Consider the following 26,137-nt stretch of genomic DNA (forward strand, 5'->3'; position numbering starts at 1 on the left):
GGGAGGCCGGGTTTCACGTGAATCATAGCTGACGATATTTATTCGGCGGCAAGCTTGGTGCCGGGAGCCGCATCGCGAACGCTGCCATCAACATGTTCTTCGAACTTGGCGAAGTTGGCGATGAACATATCGACGAGGCGGCGCGCCTGCGCGTCATAGGCCGCACCATCGGCCCAGGTCGAGCGCGGATCGAGGATGCCGTCGTCGACGCCGGGGACCGAGACCGGAACGGCGAAGCCGAAGTTGGCGTCGGTGCGCAGTTCAGCGGCGTTCAGCGAGCCGTCGAGTGCTGCGGCGAGCAGAGCGCGGGTCACCTTGATCGGCATGCGGCTGCCGGTGCCGTAGGCGCCGCCGGTCCAGCCGGTGTTGACCAGCCAGCAGGTGACGCCGTTCTTGGCGATCAGGTCCTTCAGGAGATTGCCGTATTCCGACGGATGCCGCGGCATGAACGGCGCGCCGAAGCAAGTCGAGAATGTGGCTTCCGGCTCGGTGACGCCCTTTTCCGTGCCGGCAACCTTGGCGGTGTAGCCGGAGAGGAAGTGGTACATCGCCTGTTCCGGCGTCAGCTTGGCAATCGGCGGCATCACGCCAAAGGCATCGGCCGTCAGCATGATGATCGTGCGCGGCTGCGGCGCGGTGCCGGTGGCGCTGGCATTCGGGATGAAGTCGAGCGGATAGGCGCAGCGGGTGTTTTCCGTCAGCGAACCGTCGTCGAAATCCGGAACGCGGCGCTCATCGAGCACGACGTTTTCCATGACCGTGCCGAAGCGGCGGGTCGTCGCGTAGATTTCCGGCTCGGCAGCTTCCGACAGACGGATCGCCTTGGCGTAGCAGCCGCCTTCGAAGTTGAAGACGCCGTGCTCGCCCCAGCCGTGCTCGTCGTCGCCGATCAGCGTGCGGGTCGGGTCGGCCGAAAGCGTCGTCTTGCCGGTGCCGGAGAGACCGAAGAAGATCGCCGTGTCGCCTGCCGGGCCGACATTGGCCGAGCAATGCATCGGCATCACGCCCTTCTTGGGCAGCAGGTAGTTGAGAACGGTGAAGACCGACTTCTTCATTTCGCCGGCATAGGACGTGCCGCCGATCAGGATCAGTCCGTTGGTGAAGTCGCAGGCAATGACGGTCTCCGTGCGGCAGCCGTAGCGCTCCGGGTCAGCCTTGAAGCTTGGGAGATCGATGATCGTCAGCTTCGGCAGGAAGGAGGCAAGCGCTTCGTGTGCCGGACGAATCAGGAGATTGCGGATGAACAGCGAGTGCCAGGCATATTCGGTGACAACGCGGGTCGGAAGGGCGTTGTCGGCATCGGCGCCGCCAACGAGATCCTGCACATAAAGCGACATGCCCTTGGCGTGATCGAGCATGTCCTTTCGCAGCAGGGCGAAATGCTCCGGAGACATCGGCTTGTTGTTGTCCCACCAGATCTGGTCGTCCGTGTTCGCATCGCGAACCACGAACTTGTCCTTCGGCGAACGACCGGTGTGCTGACCGGTACGGGCGACGAGGGCGCCGTGTGCCGTCAGTTCAGCCTCGCCGCGGCGAAGAGCTTCCTCATAAAGCTCCGCGGCTTCGAGGTTGTACCGGACCGTTTCCAGGTCGGTAAAGCCGAGTTTTTCCAAGCCGTTCGCGAGATTGCGAGTGCCGAGTTGCTCCATGGTCAAGCTTCCTTCGTGTTTGGCCATTGGCGTTGAATTTCGCCGGACCATACTTGCATGCTCGCTCAAAAACAAGGCGGCGTCAAAAAAAGAATAATGATTTCAGTATATTAATCGATTTAAAGAAAATTATAGTTTTTTTAATCGGTTGAATTCGGCCTGCCGGACACCGATCTGACAGGACCTATCCTATCGTCACGACAGGTGCTTTTTGGGCTTCGCCACAATTTGTTCCACCTTTATACTCACTAACGCACCCGTGACTCGCGAATGCCGGAGTTTTCGGGGACGAGACCGGCACCTCAAAAGACGGAGTTGAACACGATGCAGACCATCGCGCTTGTCGATGATGACCGGAATATTCTGACGTCCGTATCCATCGCCCTGGAGGCGGAGGGCTACAAGGTCGAGACCTATACCGACGGTGCTTCCGCACTTGAGGGCCTGCTCGCCCGGCCGCCGCAGCTTGCGATCTTCGACATCAAGATGCCGCGCATGGACGGCATGGAATTGCTGCGCCGCCTGAGACAGAAGTCCGACCTGCCAGTGATCTTCCTCACCTCCAAGGATGAAGAGATCGACGAACTCTTCGGTCTGAAGATGGGTGCCGACGACTTCATCACCAAGCCCTTCTCGCAGCGCCTGCTGGTCGAACGCGTCAAGGCGATCCTGCGTCGCGCCGCAAACCGCGAAGCGGCTGCCGCCAACCCGACGAATCCCGCCAAGGCTTCCGACGCGCCCTCGCGCTCGCTCGAGCGCGGGCAACTGGTGATGGACCAGGAGCGCCACACCTGCACCTGGAAGAGCGAGCCGGTAACGCTGACGGTGACCGAATTCCTCATCCTCCATTCGCTTGCCCAGCGCCCGGGCGTGGTGAAGAGCCGCGACGCGCTGATGGACGCCGCCTATGACGAGCAGGTCTATGTCGACGACCGCACCATCGACAGCCACATCAAGCGGCTGCGCAAGAAGTTCAAGATGGTCGACAACGACTTCGACATGATCGAGACCCTCTACGGTGTCGGCTATCGTTTCCGCGAGACAGCCTGAGCCGCGGGACTTGCCATCGCGCCGATTGTGGCGCATTCAGAAACGGCGCGACGGGAGCACGGCCAAGGCTGCCTTTGAAACCCCGCCGCGCCATCGGACCTCTGGGCCGGAACCACACAAAGTGAACGACGGCGTCGCGCCCGGCACTCGGGCCGTGTCAGCGTTGCAATCGAGAGAACGTGACGGAAGTCCGCGCGGGAGCGGGACATTTGGTAGAAGTCTTGCAGGGCGACATCGAAGACAGTGACGGACGTGCGCAGGCACATATGGGCCAGCGCCGCTGGGCACATCCTTTCACGCTGATTCGCCGCCTGTTCGGCAATGCCGTCTTCTCGAGCCTCACCCGCCGCATCGTCTTCTTCAACTTGGTGGCACTCGTCGTCCTCGTCGGCGGCATCATGTATCTCAACCAGTTCCGCGAGGGACTGATCGACGCCCGTGTCGAAAGCCTGCTGACCCAGGGCGAAATCATCGCCGGTGCCATCTCGGCTTCCGCCTCGGTCGATACCAACTCGATCACCATCGATCCCGAAAAACTGCTCGAACTGCAGGCCGGCCAGAGCATAACGCCGCTGCCGAGCGACGAGGATCTCGATTTCCCGATCATCCAGGAACGCGTTGCGCCGGTTCTCAGGCGGCTGATCTCGCCGACGCGCACCCGCGCCCGCCTCTTCGACGCCGATGCCGACCTGCTGCTCGATTCCCGGCATCTCTATAGCGGCGGCCAGGTGCTGCGCTTCGACCTGCCGCCGATCGAGCCGGAATCGACGGGCATCGGCGAAAAGCTCAACAGCTGGCTGAACAAGCTGCTGCAGCCCGGCAATCTGCCACTCTACAAGGAACCGCCGGGTGGCAACGGCTCGATCTATCCTGAGGTCACCAACGCGCTGACCGGCGTGCGCGGCTATGTCGAACGCGTCACCGAGAAGGGCGAGCTCATCGTTTCAGTGGCCGTTCCCGTCCAGCGGTTCCGCGCCGTGCTCGGCGTTCTCTTGCTTTCGACGCAAGCCGGCGACATCGACAAGATCGTCCAGGCCGAGCGCCTCGCCATCATCCGCGTCTTCGGCGTGGCTGCCCTCGTCAACATCATCCTGTCGCTGCTTCTCTCCTCGACCATCGCCAACCCGCTTCGAAGGCTCGCAGCGGCGGCAGTCCGCGTGCGGCGCGGCGGTGCCAAGGAGCGCGAGGAGATCCCGGATTTCTCCTCTCGCCAGGACGAGATCGGCAACCTGTCCGTCGCGCTCCGGGAAATGACGACCGCGCTCTACGATCGGATCGCGGCGATCGAGAATTTCGCGGCCGATGTCAGTCACGAGCTGAAAAACCCCCTCACCTCGCTGCGCAGCGCCGTCGAGACCCTGCCGCTTGCGCGGACCGACGAATCGAAGAAGCGCTTGATGGACGTCATCCAGCATGACGTCCGCCGCCTCGATCGCCTGATCAGCGATATTTCGGACGCCTCGCGCCTCGACGCGGAACTTGCCCGCAGCGATGCCAGGATCATCGACCTCGAAAGACTTCTGGGCGACCTCGTCGATATTTCGCGCCAGGTCCGCAGCAAGAAGAAGACGGTGCTGCTCGATTTCGTCATCGACCGCAAGGACAGTCCCAGGGCCCGCTTCGCCGTCAACGGCCACGACCTGCGCATCGGCCAGATTATCACCAACCTGATCGAGAACGCCCGGTCCTTCGTTCCCGAAGACAGCGGGCGGATCGTCGTGCGCCTCACACGGTCGCGATCGCGCTGCCTCGTCTATGTCGAGGACAACGGCCCCGGCATCCAGGCGGAAGACATCGACCGCATTTTCGAACGCTTCTACACCGATCGGCCGGAAGGAGAGGATTTCGGCCAGAACTCCGGCCTCGGCCTGTCGATTTCCAGGCAGATCGCCGAAGCCCACGGCGGTACGCTGAAGGCGGAAAACATCGTCGCGCAGGACGGCCACGTCAGCGGCGCGCGCTTCATCCTGTCGCTACCCGCCGAGCCGCACGCGTGACGACGGGCGCCAATGTCCACGGCACTGCCATCGTGCTCGGGACGCGCGGCTTCCTGATCACGGGCCCTTCCGGCATCGGCAAATCCAGGCTGGCGCTTGCATGCATCACGGCCGCACGACAGGCCGGGCACTTTGCGGCACTCGTCGCCGACGATCGGGTGGATCTGAGCCTGGAACATGACAGGATCGTCGCCCGCTGTCCGCCCTCCATTCACGGCCTGATTGAAATACGCGGCGCCGGAATCGGCAAGATCGAAACCGTGCCTGCCGCGGTGATGGACTGGGCCATGCTGCCCGTGAGTGCGCCTTTCGACCCGCGGTTACCGCTGGAAGACGAGACGTTGCCCTTACCACTCGGGCGAGTACTCCCGATTGTTCGCGTTCCCGTTGAAGAGGGGGCGTATGTTCTCAATATTTTGCATGCGCTCATCGCTGAAAAAATAGGATCCTAGCCCGATTTACCGTCAGCGAGGCTGGTTTTTCAGCATTTTTGGCTTGCACTTCCCCTTTTCCTTGCCAAGATGGCCGCCCCAACAGGTGGACGAAATTGCTGCATTGCGATATCTGGCCATCAGTGAATTGCGCGTGCAGTTGGAGCGAAGATACCCATGATCGGACTTGTGCTTGTCACCCATGGCAAGCTGGCTGAGGAATTTCGACTTGCACTCGAGCATGTCGTCGGTCCGCAAAAAGCTATAGAGACCGTCTGCATCGGTCCCGAGGACGACATGGACCAGCGTCGGCAGGATATCCTCGACGCGGTCACCAAGGTCGACGAGGGCCACGGCGTCATTATCCTGACCGACATGTTCGGCGGAACGCCCTCCAACCTTGCCATCTCGGTCATGCGCAGCGGCTCGGTTGAAGTGATAGCCGGCGTCAACCTGCCGATGCTGATCAAGCTTGCCGGCGTGCGCGGCGAGAGCGACATGGACAAGGCGTTGGTCGAGGCCTCGGAAGCCGGACGGAAATACATCAACGTCGCCAGCCGCGTCCTGAGTGGTAAGTAATGGATCATCGCCCCGACATGTCGCTGACGCGCGAACTGCTGATCATCAACAAGCGAGGCCTGCACGCGCGGGCATCTGCGAAGTTCGTACAGACGGTCGAGGCCTATGAAGCCGAGATTACCGTGTCGAAGGACGGCATGACGGTCGGCGGAACGTCCATTATGGGCCTGATGATGCTGGCTGCCAGCACCGGCTGCAGCGTGTGCGTGACCGCGAGCGGCGCGCAGGCCGAAGAAGCATTGAACGCGCTTGATGCGCTGGTCGCCGACAAGTTCGGCGAAGAAATGTGACGGACAATATAAAGATATAAAGACTTCTTTATATCGATATTGCCCTCTCCCCTGATTCCTGATAGATCGGTCGCACTCTCACCGTGTCGGTAGGCGCGGGAGGCATAATCGCGCCGCAGTTCGGTTGAAGCCATGCGGCTTGAAGAGATCAGCCCGGAGAATTCCATGACCACCACTCAGGACTATATCGTCGCCGACATCGGTCTCGCCGATTTCGGGCGCAAGGAAATTGCGATCGCCGAAACGGAAATGCCGGGCCTGATGGCCTGCCGCGAAGAGTTCGGCGCTGCAAAGCCGCTGAAGGGCGCGCGCATCACCGGCTCGCTGCACATGACCATCCAGACCGCCGTTCTGATCGAGACGCTGGTTGCCCTCGGCGCCGACGTGCGCTGGGCCTCGTGCAACATCTTCTCGACCCAGGATCACGCTGCCGCTGCCATCGCCGCAAGCGGCGTTCCGGTCTTCGCCGTCAAGGGCGAAACGCTCGAAGAATACTGGACCTACACGGACAAGATCTTCCAGTGGGCCGATGGCGGCGTCTCGAACATGATCCTCGACGATGGTGGCGACGCCACCATGTACATCCTGCTCGGCGCCCGCGCCGAAGCCGGTGAAGACGTACTCTCCAACCCGGGCTCCGAAGAAGAAGAGATCCTCGTCGCACAGATCAAGAAGCGCCTCCAGGCTTCGCCGGGCTGGTTCACCAAGCAGCGCGACGCCATCAAGGGCGTGACCGAAGAAACCACCACCGGCGTCAACCGCCTGTACCAGCTTCAGGCCAAGGGCCTGCTGCCCTTCCCGGCGATCAACGTCAACGATTCGGTCACCAAGTCGAAGTTCGACAACAAGTACGGCTGCAAGGAATCGCTCGTTGACGGCATCCGCCGCGGCACCGACGTGATGATGGCCGGCAAGGTCGCCGTCGTCTGCGGTTACGGCGACGTCGGCAAGGGCTCGGCAGCTTCGCTTTCCGGCGCCGGCGCCCGCGTCAAGGTCACCGAAATCGACCCGATCTGCGCGCTCCAGGCGGCGATGGACGGTTTCGAAGTCGTTCAACTCGAAGACGTCGTCTCGTCGGCCGACATCTTCATCACGACGACCGGCAACAAGGACGTCATCCGCATGGACCACATGCGCGAGATGAAGGACATGGCGATCGTCGGCAACATCGGCCACTTCGACAACGAAATTCAGGTCTCCGCACTGCGTAACCTGAAGTGGACAAACATCAAGCCGCAGGTCGACATGATCGAGTTCCCGAAGGGCAACCGCATGATCCTGCTCTCGGAAGGCCGCCTGCTGAACCTCGGCAACGCCACCGGCCACCCGTCCTTCGTGATGTCGGCTTCGTTCTCCAACCAGGTCCTGGCGCAGATCGAGCTCTTCACCAAGGGAGAGAAGTACAAGAACGAAGTCTACGTCCTGCCGAAGGCGCTCGACGAGAAGGTCGCTCGCCTGCACCTGAAGAAGCTCGGCGCTAAGCTCTCCGAACTTTCCGAAGAGCAGGCCGACTACATCGGCGTGAAGACGCAGGGCCCGTTCAAGGCTGAGCACTACCGGTACTAATCCTTACCCGGGCAATCCACAACATCTTGTGGCCGCGTTCTTGACAAGAGAGCGCGGCCGCTTTTTTGGGCCTCTCCCTTCCCGACGATTCGACTAGGAAGTATGCTCTAACCCATTGATTCGTGATGTCGGTGCGGACCTTGGACATCGCGGATGGGATGTCTTGTCGATAAGCGGCAAACAGACGGAGACAGACCGGGGATGCAATCGGAACTGACGCAGGCCCTTGACCAGGGCCTCGATGGAACTGTGCAAGGCGCAACAAGGCCGGCAGCACCCTTCGGACAGACGGGGATGGCAGCGCCATGAACAGAGACCAAACAGCTATTCCGGGCACCCGCCGCAAGGGCCCGAAGTTCCTGCGCCACCTTCTGGCCGGTACCACTCTCTTTGCAGCAACAGATGCGCTCGCCCAGGTCGCGCCGCAGAAGGCAAATATCTTCGGCTCGTCGGAGGTCGTCACCTTCTCCGTGCTCATCGGCGTCGTTTCCGCAGCGATGATTTCGGCGATCTGGCTGATCCGCCAGCGCGGCAATATCGAAGCCGAGAACCGCGAATTGCGCTCCGATCTGTCGGACGCCAACCAGCGCCTCTCGCGCTATCAGGCGCTGGTGGCCGACAAGAACCGCCGGATCGTCGTCTGGGACGGGCTGCTCGAGCGGGCTGAGCTGCTCGGCCAGCTGCCGCCCGAAACCGGCGCGCCGGCAGACGACCGCGAGTTCCTGGCCTTCGGCCGCTGGATCAAGGCGCAATCCGCCGGGGAACTGGAAAATGCGATCGACGCGCTGCGCACCCAGGCGCGCAGCTTCGACCTGGTGCTCGAAACGCAGCGCAACGAAGTCCTGGAGGCCCAGGGACGGGTCTCGGGCGGGCGCGCTTTCGTACGCTTCATCGCTCTCAACAATATGCGCGCAGAACTCGCTGAGCTGAAGCTTGAGCACGATCGGCTCAATACTGCGCTCGTGTCCTTCCGCACCCTTCTCGACGCCATCGATCTGCCGGTGTGGCAACGCGGCACGGATGGCGCCCTCACCTGGGTCAACGAGGCCTATGCCGACGCCGTCGAGGCTCCTGATGTCGCGGTCGCGGTTGCCGAAGGGCGCGAGCTGCTCGCAACCGTCGCGCGCGAAAAGATCCGCGCGGTTTCCACCTTCGACACACCGTTCCGCGACAAGGTTTCGACCGTCGTCAGGGGTAACCGCACCTTCTTCGAAGTCGTCGATGCCCGCAGCCCTGCCGGCTCGGCCGGCGTCGCCGTCGACGTATCCGGCATCGAGGCCGTGCGCGAGGAACTCAACCGGACGCTCAAGAGCCATGCCGAAACGCTCGATCATCTGGCGACCCCCGTCGCGATCTTCGACGGCAATCAGCGCCTGCAGTTCTACAACCAGGCCTTCCAGCGTCTGTGGAACCTCGACATCGGCTTCCTCGAGCGCAAGCCCGACAACGGCGAAGTGCTTGACCGGCTGCGCGCCGGCGGCCAGCTGCCGGAGCAGCTCAACTGGAAACAGTGGAAGGCCACCGCACTTTCCGTCTATCAGGCGCTCGACACGCAGAGCGACCTCTGGCACCTGCCGAACGGCCAGACGCTGCGCGTCTTCGCGACCGCCCGCCCACAGGGCGGGGTCACCTGGGTGTTCGAGAACCTGACCGAGAAGGTCGATCTCGAAACGCGCTACAATACGCTCGTTCAGGTTCAAGGCGAGACGATCGACCATCTCGCGGAAGGCGTAGCTGTGTTCGGGCCCGACGGCCGCATTCGTCTCTCGAACCCGGCGTTCCGGGCGATCTGGGGCATCAGCGAGGCGGAGGCCAAGCCCGGCACCCATATCCGGGCGATCGAGCAGGCCTGCCTCATCTCCTACGACCAGCCTGACGGGTGGAAACGTTTCACCCACATCATCACCAGCTTCGACGACGAACGGCCCTCCAGCCGCGGCATCCTTGAGCTTCGAACCGGACTGATCCTCGACTACGCCGTCATCCCGCTGCCGAACGCGCAGACGATGCTGACCTTCGTCAACATCACCGACAGCGTCCGGGTCGAGCGCGCGCTCACCGAAAAGAACGAGGCGCTGCGCAAGGCGGATGCGCTGAAGAACGACTTCGTGCACCACGTTTCCTATGAACTGCGTTCGCCGCTCACCAACATCATCGGCTTCGCCGACCTGTTGAAGACGCCGGCTTTCGGCGATCTCAACGAGCGGCAGGCGGAGTATGTCGACCACATCGCCACCTCCTCGTCGCTGCTGCTGACGATCGTCAACGACATCCTGGATCTCGCGACCGTCGATGCCGGCATCGTCCAGCTCGACATGTCCGAGATCAGTCTCACCGACTTCCTCGATGATATTGCCCACCAGATGGCCGACCGGCTGCTCGAGAGCGGCGTGACCCTCAGGATCGCCGCCCCTGACAATCTCGGCCGCATGGTCGCCGACCAGCAGCGGCTGAAGCAGATCTTCGTCAAGCTGCTCACCAATGCCGCAAACTTTGCGCCCGACGGCAGCGCCATCGACCTGAAGTGCCGCCGCGAGGGCAGCGACTTCATCTTCTCTGTCTCAGACAGCGGCCCCGGCATACCGCAGGACGTGCTCGATACCGTGTTCAACCGCTTCGAAAGCTACGGCCAGCGCGGCGGCGCAGGCCTCGGCCTTTCGATCGTCGAGAGCTTCGTCAGCCTGCACCACGGCACCGTCTCCATCCGCAGCAAGGAAGGCGAAGGCACGGAAGTGACCTGCCGCATTCCCTCGGCCGAAGTGCCGGCGATCGTCGCGGCCGAATGATGCCGGCGATCGAGCGCTTCCTGACGGACGAGGCGGCAACGATCGAGCTCGGCGAAGATCTGGCGCTGGCCCTGAAGCCCGGCGACTGCGTCGCGCTCTCGGGTGATCTCGGAGCCGGCAAGTCGACCTTGGCGCGCGCCTTCCTTCGGGCGCTTGCCGATGACGACGGGCTGGAGGTCCCCAGCCCGACCTTTACGCTGGTCCAATCCTATGAACTGCGCATTCCGGTCGCGCATTTCGATCTCTATCGGCTGGCTGATTCCAGCGAACTGGACGAACTCGGCTTCGACGAGGCGCTATCGCTAGGCGTCTGTCTCGTCGAATGGCCGGAACGGGCTGACGACGCCCTACCCACCAGCCGCATCACGCTGAGCATCACCCATGAAGGCGATGGTCGCCGCGTCGAAATTTCCGGTCCGGACGAAAAGCTGCAGCGCATCGCCCGCACGCTGGCGATCCGCGACTTCCTCGATCAGAACGATCACCCAAACGCACGGCGCCGGCACCTCAGCGGCGACGCCTCGATCCGGGCCTATGAGCGCATTTACCCGGCAGACGGCTCCGTTAGCCGGATTCTGATGGATTCGCCACGACACAAGCCCGACCCCGTCCTCCAGGACGGAAAATACTACCAGCAGCTCGCGCATATCGCCGAAGACGTCGTTCCCTTCGTCGCGATCGACCAGCTGCTCATTGCACGCGGCTTTGCAGCGCCGACGATCTACGCCCGCGATCTCGACCAGGGCATCCTGCTGATCGAGGACCTTGGGTCGGATGGCGTTCTCGACGCGGCCGGCCAGCCGATCGACGAGCGCTACATCGAAAGCGTACGACTGCTCGCCCGCCTCCATGCCAAGCAGACCGACAGGGAGATCAACCTCGACAGAGCGGTCATCCACCGCATTCCGGATTTCGACCGGACGGCGATGAAGATCGAGACGCGGCTTTTGACCGACTGGTACCTGCCGTGGAAGCGCGGTGCGCCGGCAAGCGATGACGAAAAACGTGAATACGGAGAGATCTGGGACGGGCTGATTGATCTTCTCCAGACCTCCGAGACGAACCTGCTCTTGCGAGATTTTCACTCGCCGAACATCATCTGGCGCGGAGAGCGCCAGGGATTGGACCGGATTGGCCTCATCGATTTCCAGGACGCGATGATCGGCCCGACGGCCTATGACGTGGCATCGCTGGTGCAGGACGCGCGCGTGACCGTCGCGCCTCCGCTCGCCAACCGGATGATGGAAACCTATCTCGCCGAACGGCAGGCAAGCGGCAACTTCGACGAGGCGACTTTCTTGCGCGACTGGCATTTGATGTCGGCGCAGCGCAACTGCAAGCTCGTCGGCATCTGGGTGCGGCTGATGCAGCGGGACGGCAAACCCGGCTACATGAAACATATGCCCCGCACTTTCGCCTATCTTCAGGCGGCGCTCACACATGAATCGCTGAAACCCTTGCACGACTGGTGTATGAAGACCGGAATCCTAGATTCCGAATCAGCGAACTGACGGAGAAGCAATGTCGATCAGCAATGCGATGGTGCTCGCCGCGGGCCTCGGCACCCGGCTCCGCCCGATCACCAACACCATGCCGAAGCCGCTCGTAGAGATCGCGGGCAAGCCGATGATCGACTACGTACTGGATCTTCTGGCAGAGGCCGGCGTCACCAAGGCCGCGGTCAACGTGCATCATTTCGCCGACCAGATGGAAGGACATCTCAGCCAGAGAAGAAGCCCGGAGATCCTGATTTCCGACGAGCGCAATGCGCTGATGAATTCCGGCGGCGGCCTGGCCAAGGGCCTGAAACTGCTGCCGGAAGGCCCCGTACTGGTGATGAATGCCGACCTCTTCTGGGTCGGGGAACCGGTCGGCGTTCCCAGCAACCTGACGCGCCTCGCCGCAGCCTTCGATGCGGACCGCATGGACATGCTGCTCCTGTGCGTGCGCGATGAGGACACGACCGGTCACAACGGCAAGAAGGACTTTTCGCTCGGTGCCGACGGCAAGCTGACGCGATACACCGAAGGTCTGCCAAACCCGGTGGTCTATGCCGGCGCGATCGCGCTTCACTCCCGGCTCTTTGCCGACGCGCCTGATGATGCCTTCAACCTCAACATCTACTTCGATCGCGCTGCCCAAAAAGGGCGCCTCCACGGCCTCCTGCTCGATGGTCACTGGATGACGGTCGGCACGCCCGACGCGATCGGCGAAGCGGAAGCGGCGATCCGCCGCCACCAGCCAGGAGGATGAGCGTGCGCGGCCGCCGGTCCAACGTCTTCACGATCCCGCCTGGCCTCCCCTTCCTGAAGACGCTCGCCGAAAAGCTTTGCGACGGTATCCTGACTCCGGACTTCCGCTACGATCCGGCCGATCCCTTGCCGCTTGCCGGCGTCACGATCTTCGTGCCGACGCGGCGTTCGGCCCGTGTGCTCAGATCCGAATTCGTCGACCTGCTCGACGGCCGCTCCACCATCCTGCCCACCATCAAGGCGCTCGGCGAGACCGATGATGACAGTGGCTTCTTCGACGCCGAAGTACCGGCAATCCTCGATCTTGCGCCGCCGCTGCCGGGCACGGCACGGCTGATCGAGCTTGGCCGGCTGATTCTCGCCTGGCGCAACCGGCTACCAAAGGTCGTGCTCGACATCCATGCGGAAAGCCCGCTGATCGCGCCGGCAAGTCCTGCCGATGCGATCTGGCTGGCACGCAATCTTGCCGATCTCATCGATGCGATGGAGACGGAAGAGCTGGACTGGGACGCGCTCGACCGGCTCGACGCCGGCGAGCATGCGCTGTGGTGGCAGCTCACGCTCGAATTCCTCAAGATCGCCCGAACCTACTGGCCGGAACGGCTCGAGGAACTCAAGCAATCCTCGCCCGCACGCCATCGCAACGCCATCCTTCAGGCCGAAACGCAGCGCATCGCCGGCGGCAAGATCGAAGGCCCGATCATCATCGCCGGCTCGACCGGTTCCATTCCCGCCACGGCCGCGCTGATTGCCGCCGTGCAGAAGCTTCAGAACGGCACGATCGTGTTGCCTGGTCTCGACCAGACGATGAGCGATGCCGAATGGGACATGATCGTCGCCGACGCTGCCTTTGACGGCAGGCCGGACCCGGCAAGCCGCAGCCACCCGCAATACGGCTTCTACAGGCTGCTGAAGCGCATGGGCGTCATCCGCTCGGATGTGGGCGCGCTAGCCGGCGCCCAAACCGAACTCGATTTCCGCGCGGCGATCCTCTCGCACGCCCTTTTGCCGGCAAAGGCCACCGATGCCTGGACCGAAATGCGCAGCGAACTCGACGGCGAATTGCTCCGCGCTGCCTTCGGCGATACGGCTCTCATCGAAACCGCCAACGAACGCGAGGAGGCGGCGGCGATTGCCGTTGCGCTAAGGCTTGCGCTGGAAGGCAGCGAGGATAGCCAGGCGGCGTTGATCACGCCCGACCGAAATCTCGCGCGGCGGGTCGGCGCCGAGCTCGCCCGCTTCGGCATCGAGGCGGACGATTCCGCCGGCACGCCTTTGTCCTCGACGCCCCAGGGCAGCTTCATGCGTCTGCTTCTGGAGGCAAGCCTGCGCCCCGGCGATCCCGTGCCCTTCGTTGCGCTGCTCAAGCACCCGCTGGCGCGCTTCGGGCTTTCGCGTGATGAGATGCGCCAGGGCGCCGACGCGCTCGAACGCATGGCGCTGCGCGGCAGCACCGCAACCGTCGATATCCTCGCCCTGGAGCCGTTGCTCGATGCGGCGATTGCCGGCCACAAGGTCGATCGCCACCCGCCGGAATGGCGTGCCGGCATCGGCGCCGAGGAGCTTCAGGCAGCACGCGATCTGGCGATCAAGATCGGCCTCGCGGTGGCGCCGCTGGCTTCCGCGCTCACGCGCAGCAAGGACGGCAGCCGCGTGTTCTCGGACGAATTCACCTTTGCCGACTGGGCGACGCGTACCGGCCAGGCGTTGGAAGCGGCCTCGGCCGACGAGCGCGGCGATCTCGGTGGGCTCTGGTCCGGCGAGGCGGCCGATACGCTGGCGACCCTGCTTCGCGGCATTATCGAAACCGATGGCCAGATGACGGCGGACGGGCCGCAATGGTGCGACGTCATGGAGGCGCTTGCTGCAGGTGCAGCGGTCAAGCCGCGGTCCATGCGCCATCCGCGGGTCTTCATCTTCGGCGCGCTGGAATCACGCCTGCAGAGCATGGATCTCGTGGTGCTCGGCGCCATGAACGAGGGCAATTGGCCAGGCCAGACCGCCAACGACCCGTTCCTGTCGCGCACGATGAAGACGGGCATCGGTCTCGAGCCCCCCGAGCGGCGCATCGGCCAGCTCGCGCATGACTTCCAGATGGCCTGCGGCACACGGCGGCTGATCTTCACCCGCTCGATGCGCCAGGGAGCAACACCCACCGTTGCCTCGCGCTGGCTGCAGCGGCTGCTCGCGCTTGGCGGCGAACGGCTGACTGCGGCCTTGCAGGCCAATGGCGCCGACTATCTGGCCTGGGCCCGGATGCTCGACGACGGAGGGCGGCAGCCGCTTGCCGAACGCCCTGCGCCCAAGCCGCCGGCGGACCTGCAGCCGCGCAAATATTCTTTTAGCGAGGTATCGCGGCTGAGGCGCGACCCCTACGCGATCTACGCCCGGCGCATTCTTCGCCTGCATCCGCTGCTGCCGTTCAACAGCGATCCCGGTCCGGCCGAGCGCGGCACGCTCTATCACCAGATCGTCGAGCGCTTTGTTCGCGGCGGCTTCGACCTCATGTCCCCCGCAGCCGAAGAGGCCATGCATCGGCTGCTGAATGAGGCCTTCGACGAGGCGCGGCTGCCCACACATATCGACACGATCTGGCGGCCACGCTTCGCCGCCGTCGGCTTGGCTTTCATCAAATGGGAGCGGGACCGCGCACGCTTCATCCGCCGCTCGCGCACGGAAGCTCCGGCATCGATGGAGCTCGGCGTCGCCGATATGCGGCTGACGGGCATTGCCGACCGGCTCGATATGCTGACCGACGGCAGCGTGGAGATCATCGACTACAAGACCGGCTCCAGCCCATCGGTCAAGGAAGCCCGAGTGCTGCTCGACCCGCAGCTCGCCCTCGAAGCCGCAGCCCTCAAGGCCGGCGCCTTCAAGGATATGCCGCCGAGCCATCCGCAATCGCTGCTCTATGTCCGGCTGAAGCCTGGATCGCGTTTCAAGCAGGAGACCGTGAACAACGAGGGCAGTAAGGCGAAGGAAACCAAATCCGCCGACCAGCTTGCGGACGAATCCCTCACCGAGCTCAGAAAACTCCTGAGTGCGCTGCTTTCGGGCAAGCATGGTTTTGCATCCCGCGTGATTGTTCAGAAAGAGCGCGACTACGGCGGCGAATACGACCATTTGGCACGCGTTGCCGAATGGTCGACGGCCGATAGCGAGGAGGAGGACGGCGATGAGGGATGACAGCCTCGGCCCCGAACAGGCGACGCCGCAAGCCTGGCTCGACTGGACCTCGCGTCGGCAATCGCTAGCCTCCGATCCCGCGCGTTCTGCCTGGGTTTCGGCCAATGCCGGATCCGGTAAGACACATGTGCTGACCCAGCGGGTGATTCGGCTGCTGCTTGCGGGCTGCCGACCCTCGGCGATCCTCTGCCTGACCTATACCAAGGCGGCGGCCTCCGAAATGTCGAACCGCGTCTTCGAACGGCTGGCCGAATGGGTAACGCTCGACGACGCGACGCTCGAAAAACGGATCGAGGCGATCGAGGGCGAGCGGCCTGGTCTTCTGAAGCTGCAGGAGGCACGCCGCCTGTTCGCCCGCGCGCTGGAGACACCCGGCGGCCTCAAGATCCAGACGATCCACGCCTTCTGCGAGGCGCTGCTGCATCAGTTTCCACTGGAAGCCAACGTCGCCGGACATTTCTCTGTTCTCGACGACCGCGCTGCCGCCGTGCTGCTTGCCGATGCGCGCCGCATGCTGCTGACGGCGACGGCGGCCAAGGACGATCCGGAACTGGCGCGCGCTTTCGCCACCGTGCTCGACCTCGCCGACGATACCGGGCTTGAAAAACTGCTCGCGGCGATCGTCGAGAACCGCACCGCGATCCAGTCCTTTCTCGAACATGCCGACGCGCTCGGCGGCACCGAGGCCGAGTTGCGCCGCGCCCTGAAGCTGGCGCCGGATGAAAGCGTCGACAGCGCCTTGGCCGCGATCTGGCCGTTGGCGGGCCTGAACGGTGCGTCCCTGGAACGCTACTTCTCACTCGCCACGAGCGTTGGCGGAACGAAGGTTCTGGAATTTGCAGAGGGACTTCGGACCGTCTCCAAGCTCACTGACTTGGGCGCGCGCTATGACGGTCTCAGGCATTTGTTCTTCACCGGCACCGGCAAGCCCCGGGCACAATCGGCCTTCCTCAACAGGGCGATGCAGCAGGCGGCCCCCGATCTCATAGACCTGGTGGACGAAGCCTACCGCCATGTCGTCGCCTGCATCGATCACATCAGCATTCTTAGGATGTTCGAGGCGACGCTGGCGGCTCTGACCCTCGCCGAAAGGCTCAACGTCGACTACGAGGAGCTGAAGCGGCGACGCAGCCAGCTCGATTTCGAGGACCTGATCAACCGCACGGCGGCGCTCTTTGCCCGCGGCGATGTCAGCGCCTGGGTCCACTACAAGCTCGACCAGGGGATCGACCATATCCTCGTCGACGAGGCTCAGGATACCAGCCCGGCGCAGTGGACTATCATCCAGGCGCTGGCGGCTGACTTCTTCTCCGGCGAAAGCGCCCGTGGCGCCAACCGCACCATGTTCGCCGTCGGTGACGAGAAACAGTCGATCTACTCCTTCCAGGGCGCACGGCCGGAACGGTTCTCGCATGAGAGCCAGGAAACTGAACGGCGGGTGCGCGACGGCGGCAAGGCCTTCGAGCCCATCCGTCTTCAGCTCTCCTTCCGCTCTACCGTCGACGTGCTTTCGGCCGTCGATACGGTCTTCGCCAATCCGGCGCATGCACGGGGCCTCAGCGCCCGCAACGAGCCCGTCGTTCATGCTTCGAACCGTATCGGCCATCCCGGCGCCGTCGATATCTGGGACGTGATTGCCGCCGAACCGATCGATACGGACGAAGAATGGACCGCAGCCTTCGACGCAACGCCTGAGAGCGCACCGGTCAATATCCTCGCACGCCGGATCGCCGGCGTCTTGGAGAGCTGGATCGGCAAGGAAACGATCGTCGAGAAGGGTATTCGCCGACCGATGCGTCCGGGCGACGTGATCGTGCTGGTCCGTAAGCGCGACGCCTTCGTCAATGCGCTGACCCGGGCGCTCAAGCGCCGCAACAACATTCCGGTCGCCGGCGCCGACCGGCTGGTGCTCACCAAGCATATTGCCGTTCAGGACCTGCTCGCGCTCGGGCGCTTCGTCCTCTTGCCGCAGGACGACCTGTCACTCGCCGCGCTGCTGAAAAGCCCGCTGTTCAATCTCGGCGAAGACGCGCTGTTCGAGCTCGCGGCGCGGCGCAAGGAAGGCGAAAGCCTCTGGCAGAGGCTCCAGGCCGAGGCGGCCGAGGGCATCCTGTTCCACCAGGCAGCAAGGGCGCTGAAAAGCTATGTGGCGCTCGCGAACGCGCTTGCACCGCACGATTTTTATGCCCGCATCCTTGGCGTTCATGGCGGCCGGGCGGCCTTCCTGGCGCGGCTCGGCACCGAGGTCAGCGACATTCTTGACGAGTTCCTCACCTTCGCCCTCGATCAGGAAAGAAGCGGCCTCCCCGGTCTGCAGGCCTTCGTTTCGACGCTCGAAATGGAAGCGCCGACGGTCAAGCGCGAGCAGGACAAGGAACGCGACGAAGTCCGGATCATGACGGTGCACGCCGCCAAGGGTCTCGAAGCGCCGGTCGTCTTCCTCGTCGACGGCGGCGGTGCGCCGTTCAGCAACCAGCATGTCCCTTCCCTTCGCTTCCTCGAGCTCGCTCAAAGGGATGGCGCCGTCCTGTCGTTGCCGGTGTGGCGCGCACCGGGCTCGGAATCGAATACGCTCGTGACCGCCGACAGCGATCGTCTGAAGACGCTTGCCGAGGAAGAGTATCGACGCCTGCTCTATGTCGGCATGACCCGCGCCGCTGACCGCCTGATCGTCTGTGGCTATCGCGGACAGCGGGCCGTCGCCGAAACATGGCATGCCATGGTTCAGGCGAGCCTTGCCGGGGACGAAAATGGCCGCGGCCATCCGAAGACCTTTCACGCCGGCGGCGAGGAATGGTCCGGCCATGCCTGGCGCGAGAAGCAGCTCGAGCGCGACCTTCCCTCCAAGGAAGCGCCCACGCCGGACGCCAACCGCCCGGCCTCCGGCCTGCCGAAGGCGCTTTCGACGCCGCTGCCACCGCAAAAGCGGCTGCCGCGGCCGCTCAGCCCCTCCGGCGTCGGTATCGCCATCGACGAGGACGACGGCGATGGGCTTGTCGGATCCGCCCTGTTTTCTGAGAAGGCACCGGCAAATCTCTCGATGTTGCGCGGTGCCATCCTGCACCGCCTGCTGCAGGTCCTGCCCTCCATTGCGGGCAATGATCGCCGCGCCGCGGCCGAGCGCTATCTCGTGCGTTCGGTGCCCCGCTGGGCGCCCGCGCAGCGCGCCGCGCTGATTGACGCTGTCGAGAATGTGCTCGACCATCCCGATCTTCAGGCGCTCTTCTCGGTCGGCAGCCGCGCCGAAGTCTCGGTCATGGGCACACTGACCCTCGGCACGCGCGAGCACGCGGTCTCCGGCCGCATCGACCGGCTCGCCGTCAGCGACGGGATCGTGACCATTGCCGATTTCAAGACGAACCGGCAGGTGCCGGCTTCGCAGGGTGACATACCCTTCGCCTACAGGGCACAGCTTGCGATCTATCGCGAGCTGTTGCGGCCGCTCTATCCCGGGCACGCATTCCGATGCGTGCTGATCTTCACCGAAGGACCGGCAATCCACGTGGTTACGGATCAGGCGCTCGACAGGAGCCTTGAAGACCTCGCGACAAAGTGAGATACCGGATATTGAAAATCCAGCGGTGCCATCTCACATGAGACACAACATCTGGATACTGTCATTCCGAACGCAAGGAGCAGCCTATGGCTACTGTAAAGGTCGATACGTCCAATTTTCAGCAGGAAGTGCTGAACTCCGCCGAGCCGGTGGTTGTCGATTTCTGGGCTGAATGGTGCGGCCCGTGCAAGATGATCGCGCCGAGCCTCGAGGAAATCTCGAACGAGCTCGCCGGCAAGGTCAAGGTCGTCAAGCTCAACATCGACGAAAACCCGGAACTGGCTGCCCAGTACGGCGTTCGCTCGATCCCGACGCTCGCCATGTTCAAGGCCGGCGAAGTGGCCGACATCAAGGTTGGCGCTGCGCCGAAGACGGCCCTTTCCTCGTGGATCTCCACGGCGGTCGCCTGAGACCTTCGCTGACTACCGCAGCAGAAAGCCCGGCATGCCGGGCTTTTTTCTTGTCTTGAACTTGGCTGCTATCGGGATGGCGGCGCCACCTCCGGATCACTTCGGCGGCGTACCGTTGTCGGCGAGAACGTCGCCCACCAGATAGAGCGAGCCGCCGATCAGGATGCGCGGCGGCGCCGGATCCTCATCGACCAGATTGGCAACGATCGTCAGCGCTTCGGCGACGGAAGAGACAGCCGAAGCCTCAAACCCGATAGCAGCCGCGTCGCTTGCAAGTGCCACCGGATCAAGACCTGCATCGGAACCACGGATCGGAACGGTGAAGACCTGTTCGGCAAGATCCATAAACGCCCGGAAATAGCCGACCGGATCCTTGGTGTTGATCATGCCGATGATCAGGAACAAGGGGCGCGATTCGCGTTCTTCGAAGGTCGCCATCGCTTCGGCGATCACCTGGCCGGCACCCGGATTATGGCCGCCGTCGACCCAGATTTCCGCATCGGCCGGACCGTAACGCGTAAGTTTGCCGCTGGTCAGGCGCTGCAGGCGCCCGGGCCACTCGACGCCGGCAAGCCCCTTCTCGATCGCCGCCTCCGAAACGTCGAAGCCCGCAGCCCGCACCGCGCGAACGGCCGCGGCGGCATTGGCGTATTGGTGGCGTCCCGGCAGCTTCGGCAGCGGCAGATCGGCGAGACCGCTTTCGTCCTGATAGACAAGGCGGCCGAATTCCTCATGCGCCATGAAGTCCTGGCCGTAGACGAACATCGGGCAGCCGAGCCGCTCGGCCGTCGAGATCAGCACATCGCGCGCAGCCTCTTCTTCCTGCTGACCGATCACGACGGAGCAGCCGCACTTCATGATACCGGCTTTTTCCGCAGCGATCAGTTCCACCCGGTCGCCGAGATAGGCCTGGTGATCGAGCGAGATCGGCATGATGACGGATACGGCCGGTCGGGCAATGACATTGGTGGCGTCGAAGCGGCCGCCGAGGCCAACCTCGATGATCGCGACATCCGCCGGATGCTCAGCAAAGAGAAGGAAGGTGACGGCGGTCAGGATTTCGAAGACGGTGATCTTCTCGCCGCCATTGGCTTCGGCGACGCGACGCACCGCATCGGCCAGAACGGGGTCGCTGACGAGCCGTCCCTTGCCGCCCTTGACGCCGAGGCGGTAACGCTCGTGCCAATTGACGAGATGCGGCGACGTGTGGACGTGAACGCTGAGACCGGCCGCTTCCAGGATCGCCCGCGAAAACGCGGTTGCCGAACCCTTGCCATTGGTGCCGGCGACATGGATCACCGGTGGCAGGCGGTCCTGCGGATTGCCGAGCGCGGCGAGCAGCCGGGTGATCCTGTCCAGCGACAGGTCGAACCCCTTGGGGTGGAGGGCAAGGAGTTTTTCGATCTCATAGCCCGCTTCGCTGGCTTCCACCGCTGTCATCTCTCACCCCGACCCGACAAGCTTGACTGCCAAACATCTCCGGTCTGGCGGAGATGTTTCATTCTTGTTCTGCACAACTGCGGGAAAACCGGTTCACGCTTTTCCCGCAATAGCCTTTAAGCGCTTGCCGCGACCGGCAAGGCAGCCGGCTGCGTGCCGCCGTTGAGCTTCGAGGCTTCTGCCGGCTTCTTCGTCAGGATCTTCAGGACCCGGGCAAGCGTCGACGGCAGATCATGGCGTTTGACGACCATGTCGACCATGCCGTGCTCCAGCAGGTATTCAGACGTCTGGAAACCTTCCGGCAGCTTCTCGCGCAGCGTCTGCTCGATCACGCGCTTGCCGGCAAAGCCGATTTCGGCGCCAGGCTCGGCCATATGGATATCGCCAAGCATCGCATAGGATGCGGTGACGCCACCGGTCGTCGGGTTGGTGAGCACGACGATATAGGGAAGACCGGCTTCCTTCAGCAGGTTGACGGCAACCGTGGTGCGCGGCAGCTGCATCAGCGACAGGATGCCTTCCTGCATGCGGGCGCCGCCCGATGCCGGGAAAATGACCAGCGGGCACTTCTCGGCGATCGCTCTTTCGAAGGCCTTGATAATCGCCTCGCCGGCAGCCATGCCGAGCGAACCGCCAATGAAGTTGAACTCGTGCACGACGGCGACGAGCTTGACGCCCTGAACGCGGCCGAGACCGGCGACGATCGTGTCTTCGAGCTCGGTCTTCACGCGGCTGTCGCGCAGACGGTCGGAGTACTTCTTGGAATCGCGGAACTTCAGCGGGTCCTGAGCAACCTTCGGCTGCGGAAACGCTTCATAGATGCCGCCGTCAAACAGGTCCTTCAGCCGAGCCTTGGCCGGCATCTTCATGTGGAAGCCGGACTGCGGGATGACCCACTTGTTTTCTTCGAGATCGCGGTGGAACACCATCTCGCCGGTTTCCGGGCACTTGATCCAGAGATTTTCCGGAACTTCCCGGCGGCCCAGCATCGAGTTGATCTTCGGCCGAACGTAGTTTGTGATCCAGTTCACTTAGTAACTCCTGAAGATTTCCTTCGGGTTGTGCGCGCTAATATAGGCAATTATTCGGCTGCTGCGAGGCGTGCGGACCGCACGCCTGCCGAGAGCCCTCTGACCAGCGCTTCAACACCCGGAACCGTCGCGTCCGTCGCCTTGCCCTCTTCGGTCAGGCTCGACGCGATCTGGTTGACGATCGCCGTACCGACGACCACGCCATCGGCGGATGCTCCGATGGCCCTTGCATGCTCCGCCGTCTTGACGCCGAAACCGACGCAAACCGGCAGGTTGGTGTGCGCCTTGATACGGCCGACAGCGCCGGCAATCAACGACGGATCGGGCAGAGCCGAACCGGTGATGCCGTTCATCGATACGTAATAGACGAAACCGGAGGTGTTTTCGAGAACCTTCGGCAGGCGACGGTCGTCCGTGGTCGGCGTCGCCAGGCGAATGAAGTTGATGCCCTTCGCAAGCGCCGGGATGCAGAGCTCATCGTCCATCTCCGGCGGCAGGTCGACGACGATCAGGCCGTCGATACCGGCAGCAAGCGCATCCGTCAGGAAGCGGTCGACGCCGTAGATGTAGATCGGATTGTAGTAGCCCATCAGCACGATCGGCGTGCGCTGGTCGTCCTCGCGGAAGCGGCGCGCGATCTCGAGCGTCTTGGCAAGCGTCTGGCCGCCCTTCAGCGCGCGTTGACCGGCAAGCTGGATGGCCGGGCCATCGGCCATCGGGTCAGAGAAGGGCATGCCGAGTTCGATGACGTCGGCGCCGGCCTTCGGCAACGCCTTCATGATCGAGAGCGACGTCTCGAAATCCGGATCACCGGCCATGAAATAGGTGACGAGGACCGGCCGTCCCTCGGCCGCCACATCGGCAAATCTCTTGTCCATGCGTGCGGTCATGATCTTACAGCCCCATTCCCAGTAACTTGCCGACGGTGAAGATGTCCTTGTCGCCGCGACCGGAGAGGTTCATCAGGATGATCTCGTCCTTGCCCATTTTCGGCGCACGCTTGATGACCTCGGCAAGCGCATGCGACGGCTCGAGCGCCGGGATAATGCCTTCGAGGCGGGTCAGCGTCTGGAACGCCTCGAGCGCTTCGTGGTCCATGATCGGCACGTATTCGACGCGGCCGACATCGTTCAGCCAGGCATGTTCCGGGCCGATGCCGGGGTAGTCGAGGCCGGCAGAAATCGAGTGGCCTTCCTTGATCTGGCCGTCGCCGTCCTGCAGCAGATAGGTGCGGTTGCCATGCAGCACGCCGGGCGAACCGGCGGTGATCGACGCGCAATGCTCGTCGCCCTCGATGCCCTTGCCGCCGGCTTCGACGCCGACGATCTTGACGCTTTCATCATCGAGGAACGGATGGAAGATGCCGATCGCGTTGGAGCCACCGCCAACGGCAGCAATGACGAGATTCGGCAGCCGACCTTCGGCGGCGAGCATCTGTTCCTTGGCTTCCTGGCCGATGACCGCCTGGAAATCGCGGACCATTTCCGGATAGGGATGCGGGCCGGCGGCCGTACCGATCAGATAGTAAGTGTTGTCGACATTGGTGACCCAGTCACGCAGGGCCTCGTTCATCGCGTCCTTGAGCGTGCCGCTGCCGGCGGTTACCGGCTTGACCTCGGCACCGAGCAGCTTCATGCGGAAAACGTTCGGCGCCTGGCGCTCGACGTCGGTCGCGCCCATGTAGACGACGCAAGGCAGGCCGAAGCGGGCCGCGACTGTCGCCGAAGCAACGCCATGCTGGCCGGCACCGGTTTCGGCGATGATGCGCGTCTTGCCCATGCGCTTAGCCAGCAGGATCTGGCCGATGCAGTTGTTGATCTTGTGCGAGCCGGTGTGGTTCAGCTCTTCGCGCTTGAAATAGATCTTGGCGCCGCCGAGCTCAGCCGTCAGCCGCTCGGCGAAATAAAGCGGGCTCGGCCGGCCGATATAGTGAGCGCCGAGATGCGCCAGTTCCGCCTTGAAGGCCGGATCGTCCTTTGCCTTGTTCCACTCGGCCTGCAGGTCGAGGATCAGGGGCATCAATGTCTCGGCCACGAAGCGACCGCCAAAAATGCCGAAACGGCCGTCCTCGTCGGGACCGCCCCGGAAAGAATTCAACTTTGGCGCCTGGTTCACGTCCTGCTCCCTGACCGTGGCATGCCCGCCTCCGCCTGGCGAACGGCATTGAAAAACGATTCCATGAGCTTCAGATCCTTGACGCCCGGCGCGCTCTCGACGCCGGAGGAGATATCGATGGCGCGGGCGCGGGTCTGCACCATGGCCTCGCCAATGTTACTGGCGTTGAGACCACCGGAAAGCATGTAATCGACGCTTCCGTCAAGCGCGTCGAGCAGCTTCCAGTCAAAGGAAACGCCGTTACCGCCGGGCAAATCGGAACCTTGAGGCGGCTTGGCATCAAAGAGGAAGCGATCGGCAATGCCGATGTAGGGGGCGATCCTTTCGAGGTCCGATGCATCGCGCACCGAAAGGGCCTTCATGATAGGAAGCCCGTACATCGCCTTGACCGTCAGCAACCGTTCCGGATCTTCACTGCCGTGGAGCTGCAGGATATCCGGGTTGAGCGCCGAAACGATCTCGTCGAGTTCGTCATTGTCGGCATTGACCGTGACCGCGACGATCTTCGCCTGGCCGCGAATGCGGTCTGCCAGACGGCCGGCATCGTCAGGCTCGATGTTCCTGGGACTCTTTGGAAAAAAGATGAAGCCGGTATGGGATGCACCGAGCGCGACAGCACGCTCAACCGCTTCCGCGGTCTTCAGCCCGCATATCTTCACTTCGGTTTTCATGAGAAGCGACCTTGCATGAAATGTCGCGCGAGTCGAGCCAAAAACCGACGCGCAAGGCCCAGCCAGCGCCCCCTGCAACGATGGCCCGACGGCCGTTGCGCCCCTTGCGCGACAGGCGAGCTTTCACCATATGCATTTTACCACAATGGAGAGACTGATGCGCCTGTTGCTCGCGCTAATCCTGCCCTGGCTGCAGTTTTTCACGATCGGCCGTCCCTTTGCCGGCCTCGTCTGCCTGATCCTGCAGCTCACCCTAATCGGTTGGGTTCCGGCAGCGATCTGGTCGGTCTATGCGCTCAGCCAATACAAGACCGACGAGAAGATCCGCGACGCTCTGCGTTACCGCGCGTAACGCGCCATCGCTCTCCGCCTGGTTCAGTCGAAGTCGATCGCGTGAAGCATCGTGCCGTTGCGGCGGAGCCAGCGCTTGGCATCCTCCGTATCCGGGCACAGCCTCCCGCACAGCGTCCAAAAATCGGGGCCGTGGTTCATCTCCTGCAAATGTGCGACCTCGTGCGCTGCAAGATAGGCGATGACCTTCGGCGGCGCCATGACGATGCGCCAGGAGAAGCTCAGCGCCCCATCGGCCGAACAGGATCCCCAGCGGCTGCGGGTGTCCTTCAGCGACAGCGACTTCGCCCGTCGGCCGATGCGGCCGGTATAGATTGCCACCAGCCGATCAAGATCCTGACGGGCTTCCTTCTTGAGGAAATCGACGATACGCCGGTTCAGGTGCTCCTCGCCGCCGTTGACGCGCAGCACCGGTTCGTCATCGATCAAGACCGCTTCCGTCAGACCGCGGATATTGCCGGTACGCTCGATCCGGTGGGAGATGCCTCGGATCAAGATGGAGCCGCCCTCCTCGATCTGGCTTTCGCCGGAGAAACGCGCGAGCTTCGTCATCAGCCAGCCCTGATGGCGGTTGAGAAAGGCGTTGACCTCACGCTCCGGCAAGCCTTGGGGTATCGTCATCTTCAGCGCCCGGCCGCCGGGCTCGATGCGCAGTGTCATGCGGGTCGCGCGCGCGTTCTGCTTGATCGTCAGCGGCAGGGACTTGCCGGCAACGTCGATCTGCCGCGTCATGGCGGGTGGAGCAGGTTGAATGCGCCGCTTAAATGAAGGGAACAT

General features: G+C 63.3%; 20 protein-coding genes. 13 read left to right on the top strand and 7 right to left on the bottom strand.

Features of this window, described 5'->3' with window-relative positions:
* Positions 1-38: 38 nt before the first annotated feature.
* On the bottom strand, positions 39-1,649 hold the full coding sequence (locus AC070A_RS14635; protein ID WP_057252128.1) for a phosphoenolpyruvate carboxykinase: 1,611 nt from the start codon (positions 1,647-1,649) through the stop codon (positions 39-41).
* 324 nt (positions 1,650-1,973) lie between these two features.
* Between AC070A_RS14635 and chvI the strand changes: the two genes are divergently transcribed.
* The 12 genes from chvI (at position 1,974) to trxA (ending at position 19,752) form a co-directional block, all read left to right on the top strand.
* On the top strand, positions 1,974-2,699 hold the full coding sequence (chvI, locus tag AC070A_RS14640; protein WP_093233501.1) for a two-component system response regulator ChvI: 726 nt from the start codon (positions 1,974-1,976) through the stop codon (positions 2,697-2,699).
* A gap of 266 nt (positions 2,700-2,965) precedes the next feature.
* Positions 2,966-4,696, top strand: coding sequence for a sensor histidine kinase (locus AC070A_RS14645; protein WP_218374198.1), 1,731 nt, complete (start codon positions 2,966-2,968; stop codon positions 4,694-4,696).
* Positions 4,693-5,148 (top strand): HPr kinase/phosphorylase, encoded by a 456-nt coding sequence (locus tag AC070A_RS14650; protein ID WP_065376341.1) that lies wholly within the window; start codon positions 4,693-4,695, stop codon positions 5,146-5,148. Before AC070A_RS14645 ends, AC070A_RS14650 begins: the two co-directional genes overlap by 4 nt.
* Positions 5,149-5,304: 156 nt before the next feature.
* The gene (locus tag AC070A_RS14655) at positions 5,305-5,706 is read left to right on the top strand and encodes a PTS sugar transporter subunit IIA (RefSeq protein ID WP_057252055.1); all 402 of its coding nucleotides are present in this window, start codon (positions 5,305-5,307) and stop codon (positions 5,704-5,706) included.
* A complete protein-coding gene (locus AC070A_RS14660) occupies positions 5,706-5,996 on the top strand; it encodes an HPr family phosphocarrier protein (RefSeq protein ID WP_057252054.1) in 291 nt (96 codons plus the stop codon). Before AC070A_RS14655 ends, AC070A_RS14660 begins: the two co-directional genes overlap by 1 nt.
* Before the next feature lie 165 nt (positions 5,997-6,161).
* Positions 6,162-7,562 carry an adenosylhomocysteinase gene (ahcY, locus tag AC070A_RS14665; RefSeq protein ID WP_057252127.1) on the top strand — a complete coding sequence of 467 codons (1,401 nt, stop codon included), beginning with the start codon at positions 6,162-6,164 and terminating at the stop codon, positions 7,560-7,562.
* A 305-nt stretch (positions 7,563-7,867) separates the two neighbouring features.
* The gene (locus AC070A_RS14670) at positions 7,868-10,348 is read left to right on the top strand and encodes a PAS domain-containing sensor histidine kinase (RefSeq protein WP_057252053.1); all 2,481 of its coding nucleotides are present in this window, start codon (positions 7,868-7,870) and stop codon (positions 10,346-10,348) included.
* Positions 10,348-11,859: a tRNA (adenosine(37)-N6)-threonylcarbamoyltransferase complex ATPase subunit type 1 TsaE gene (tsaE, locus tag AC070A_RS14675; protein WP_112995102.1), complete on the top strand. Its 1,512-nt coding sequence runs from the start codon at positions 10,348-10,350 to the stop codon at positions 11,857-11,859. The genes AC070A_RS14670 and tsaE overlap by 1 nt, the downstream gene beginning before the upstream one ends.
* 10 nt (positions 11,860-11,869) lie before the next feature.
* The gene (locus AC070A_RS14680) at positions 11,870-12,601 is read left to right on the top strand and encodes a nucleotidyltransferase family protein (protein ID WP_112995069.1); all 732 of its coding nucleotides are present in this window, start codon (positions 11,870-11,872) and stop codon (positions 12,599-12,601) included.
* 2 nt (positions 12,602-12,603) lie between these two features.
* Entirely contained in the window at positions 12,604-15,786 is a 3,183-nt protein-coding gene (gene addB, locus AC070A_RS14685) for a double-strand break repair protein AddB (protein ID WP_309239079.1), read from the top strand.
* Positions 15,776-19,342 carry a double-strand break repair helicase AddA gene (gene addA, locus AC070A_RS14690; protein WP_113737279.1) on the top strand — a complete coding sequence of 1,189 codons (3,567 nt, stop codon included), beginning with the start codon at positions 15,776-15,778 and terminating at the stop codon, positions 19,340-19,342. The genes addB and addA overlap by 11 nt, the downstream gene beginning before the upstream one ends.
* Before the next feature lie 86 nt (positions 19,343-19,428).
* Positions 19,429-19,752: a thioredoxin gene (trxA, locus tag AC070A_RS14695; RefSeq protein WP_057252049.1), complete on the top strand. Its 324-nt coding sequence runs from the start codon at positions 19,429-19,431 to the stop codon at positions 19,750-19,752.
* A gap of 96 nt (positions 19,753-19,848) precedes the next feature.
* On the opposite strand, the gene AC070A_RS14700 is transcribed toward trxA, so the two are convergent.
* The 5 genes from AC070A_RS14700 to AC070A_RS14720 form a co-directional block, all read right to left on the bottom strand.
* The gene (locus AC070A_RS14700) at positions 19,849-21,192 is read right to left on the bottom strand and encodes a bifunctional folylpolyglutamate synthase/dihydrofolate synthase (RefSeq protein ID WP_112995072.1); all 1,344 of its coding nucleotides are present in this window, start codon (positions 21,190-21,192) and stop codon (positions 19,849-19,851) included.
* Positions 21,193-21,308: 116 nt separating this feature from the next.
* Positions 21,309-22,223: an acetyl-CoA carboxylase, carboxyltransferase subunit beta gene (gene accD, locus AC070A_RS14705; protein WP_112995073.1), complete on the bottom strand. Its 915-nt coding sequence runs from the start codon at positions 22,221-22,223 to the stop codon at positions 21,309-21,311.
* A gap of 50 nt (positions 22,224-22,273) precedes the next feature.
* Positions 22,274-23,113, bottom strand: coding sequence for a tryptophan synthase subunit alpha (gene trpA / locus AC070A_RS14710; protein WP_058327475.1), 840 nt, complete (start codon positions 23,111-23,113; stop codon positions 22,274-22,276).
* Positions 23,114-23,117: 4 nt separating this feature from the next.
* Positions 23,118-24,338 (bottom strand): tryptophan synthase subunit beta, encoded by a 1,221-nt coding sequence (gene trpB / locus AC070A_RS14715; protein ID WP_112995074.1) that lies wholly within the window; start codon positions 24,336-24,338, stop codon positions 23,118-23,120.
* The gene (locus tag AC070A_RS14720; protein ID WP_057252044.1) at positions 24,335-25,009 is read right to left on the bottom strand and encodes a phosphoribosylanthranilate isomerase; all 675 of its coding nucleotides are present in this window, start codon (positions 25,007-25,009) and stop codon (positions 24,335-24,337) included. Before AC070A_RS14720 ends, trpB begins: the two co-directional genes overlap by 4 nt.
* Before the next feature lie 157 nt (positions 25,010-25,166).
* Here AC070A_RS14720 and AC070A_RS14725 point away from each other — a divergent pair, with 157 nt between their 5' ends.
* The gene (locus tag AC070A_RS14725) at positions 25,167-25,361 is read left to right on the top strand and encodes a YqaE/Pmp3 family membrane protein (RefSeq protein ID WP_058321604.1); all 195 of its coding nucleotides are present in this window, start codon (positions 25,167-25,169) and stop codon (positions 25,359-25,361) included.
* A 23-nt stretch (positions 25,362-25,384) separates the two neighbouring features.
* Here the strand turns inward: AC070A_RS14725 and AC070A_RS14730 are convergent, their stop codons facing one another.
* The gene (locus AC070A_RS14730) at positions 25,385-26,137 is read right to left on the bottom strand and encodes a M48 family metallopeptidase (protein ID WP_112995076.1); all 753 of its coding nucleotides are present in this window, start codon (positions 26,135-26,137) and stop codon (positions 25,385-25,387) included.

Source organism: Ensifer sp. GW101-20A05, assembly GCF_059424735.1.

Coding starts and splice junctions, on each gene's coding strand:
- chvI (WP_093233501.1), top strand. CDS start 1,974: ATGCAGACCATCGCGCTTGTCGATGATGACCGGAATATTCTGACGTCC.
- AC070A_RS14635 (WP_057252128.1), bottom strand. CDS start 1,649: ATGGAGCAACTCGGCACTCGCAATCTCGCGAACGGCTTGGAAAAACTC.
- tsaE (WP_112995102.1), top strand. CDS start 10,348: ATGCCGGCGATCGAGCGCTTCCTGACGGACGAGGCGGCAACGATCGAG.
- AC070A_RS14725 (WP_058321604.1), top strand. CDS start 25,167: ATGCGCCTGTTGCTCGCGCTAATCCTGCCCTGGCTGCAGTTTTTCACG.
- AC070A_RS14730 (WP_112995076.1), bottom strand. CDS start 26,137: ATGTTCCCTTCATTTAAGCGGCGCATTCAACCTGCTCCACCCGCCATG.
- addA (WP_113737279.1), top strand. CDS start 15,776: ATGAGGGATGACAGCCTCGGCCCCGAACAGGCGACGCCGCAAGCCTGG.
- AC070A_RS14670 (WP_057252053.1), top strand. CDS start 7,868: ATGAACAGAGACCAAACAGCTATTCCGGGCACCCGCCGCAAGGGCCCG.
- trpA (WP_058327475.1), bottom strand. CDS start 23,113: ATGACCGCACGCATGGACAAGAGATTTGCCGATGTGGCGGCCGAGGGA.
- trxA (WP_057252049.1), top strand. CDS start 19,429: ATGGCTACTGTAAAGGTCGATACGTCCAATTTTCAGCAGGAAGTGCTG.
- AC070A_RS14720 (WP_057252044.1), bottom strand. CDS start 25,009: ATGAAAACCGAAGTGAAGATATGCGGGCTGAAGACCGCGGAAGCGGTT.
- AC070A_RS14660 (WP_057252054.1), top strand. CDS start 5,706: ATGGATCATCGCCCCGACATGTCGCTGACGCGCGAACTGCTGATCATC.
- AC070A_RS14700 (WP_112995072.1), bottom strand. CDS start 21,192: ATGACAGCGGTGGAAGCCAGCGAAGCGGGCTATGAGATCGAAAAACTC.
- AC070A_RS14680 (WP_112995069.1), top strand. CDS start 11,870: ATGTCGATCAGCAATGCGATGGTGCTCGCCGCGGGCCTCGGCACCCGG.
- AC070A_RS14645 (WP_218374198.1), top strand. CDS start 2,966: ATGGGCCAGCGCCGCTGGGCACATCCTTTCACGCTGATTCGCCGCCTG.
- AC070A_RS14655 (WP_057252055.1), top strand. CDS start 5,305: ATGATCGGACTTGTGCTTGTCACCCATGGCAAGCTGGCTGAGGAATTT.
- ahcY (WP_057252127.1), top strand. CDS start 6,162: ATGACCACCACTCAGGACTATATCGTCGCCGACATCGGTCTCGCCGAT.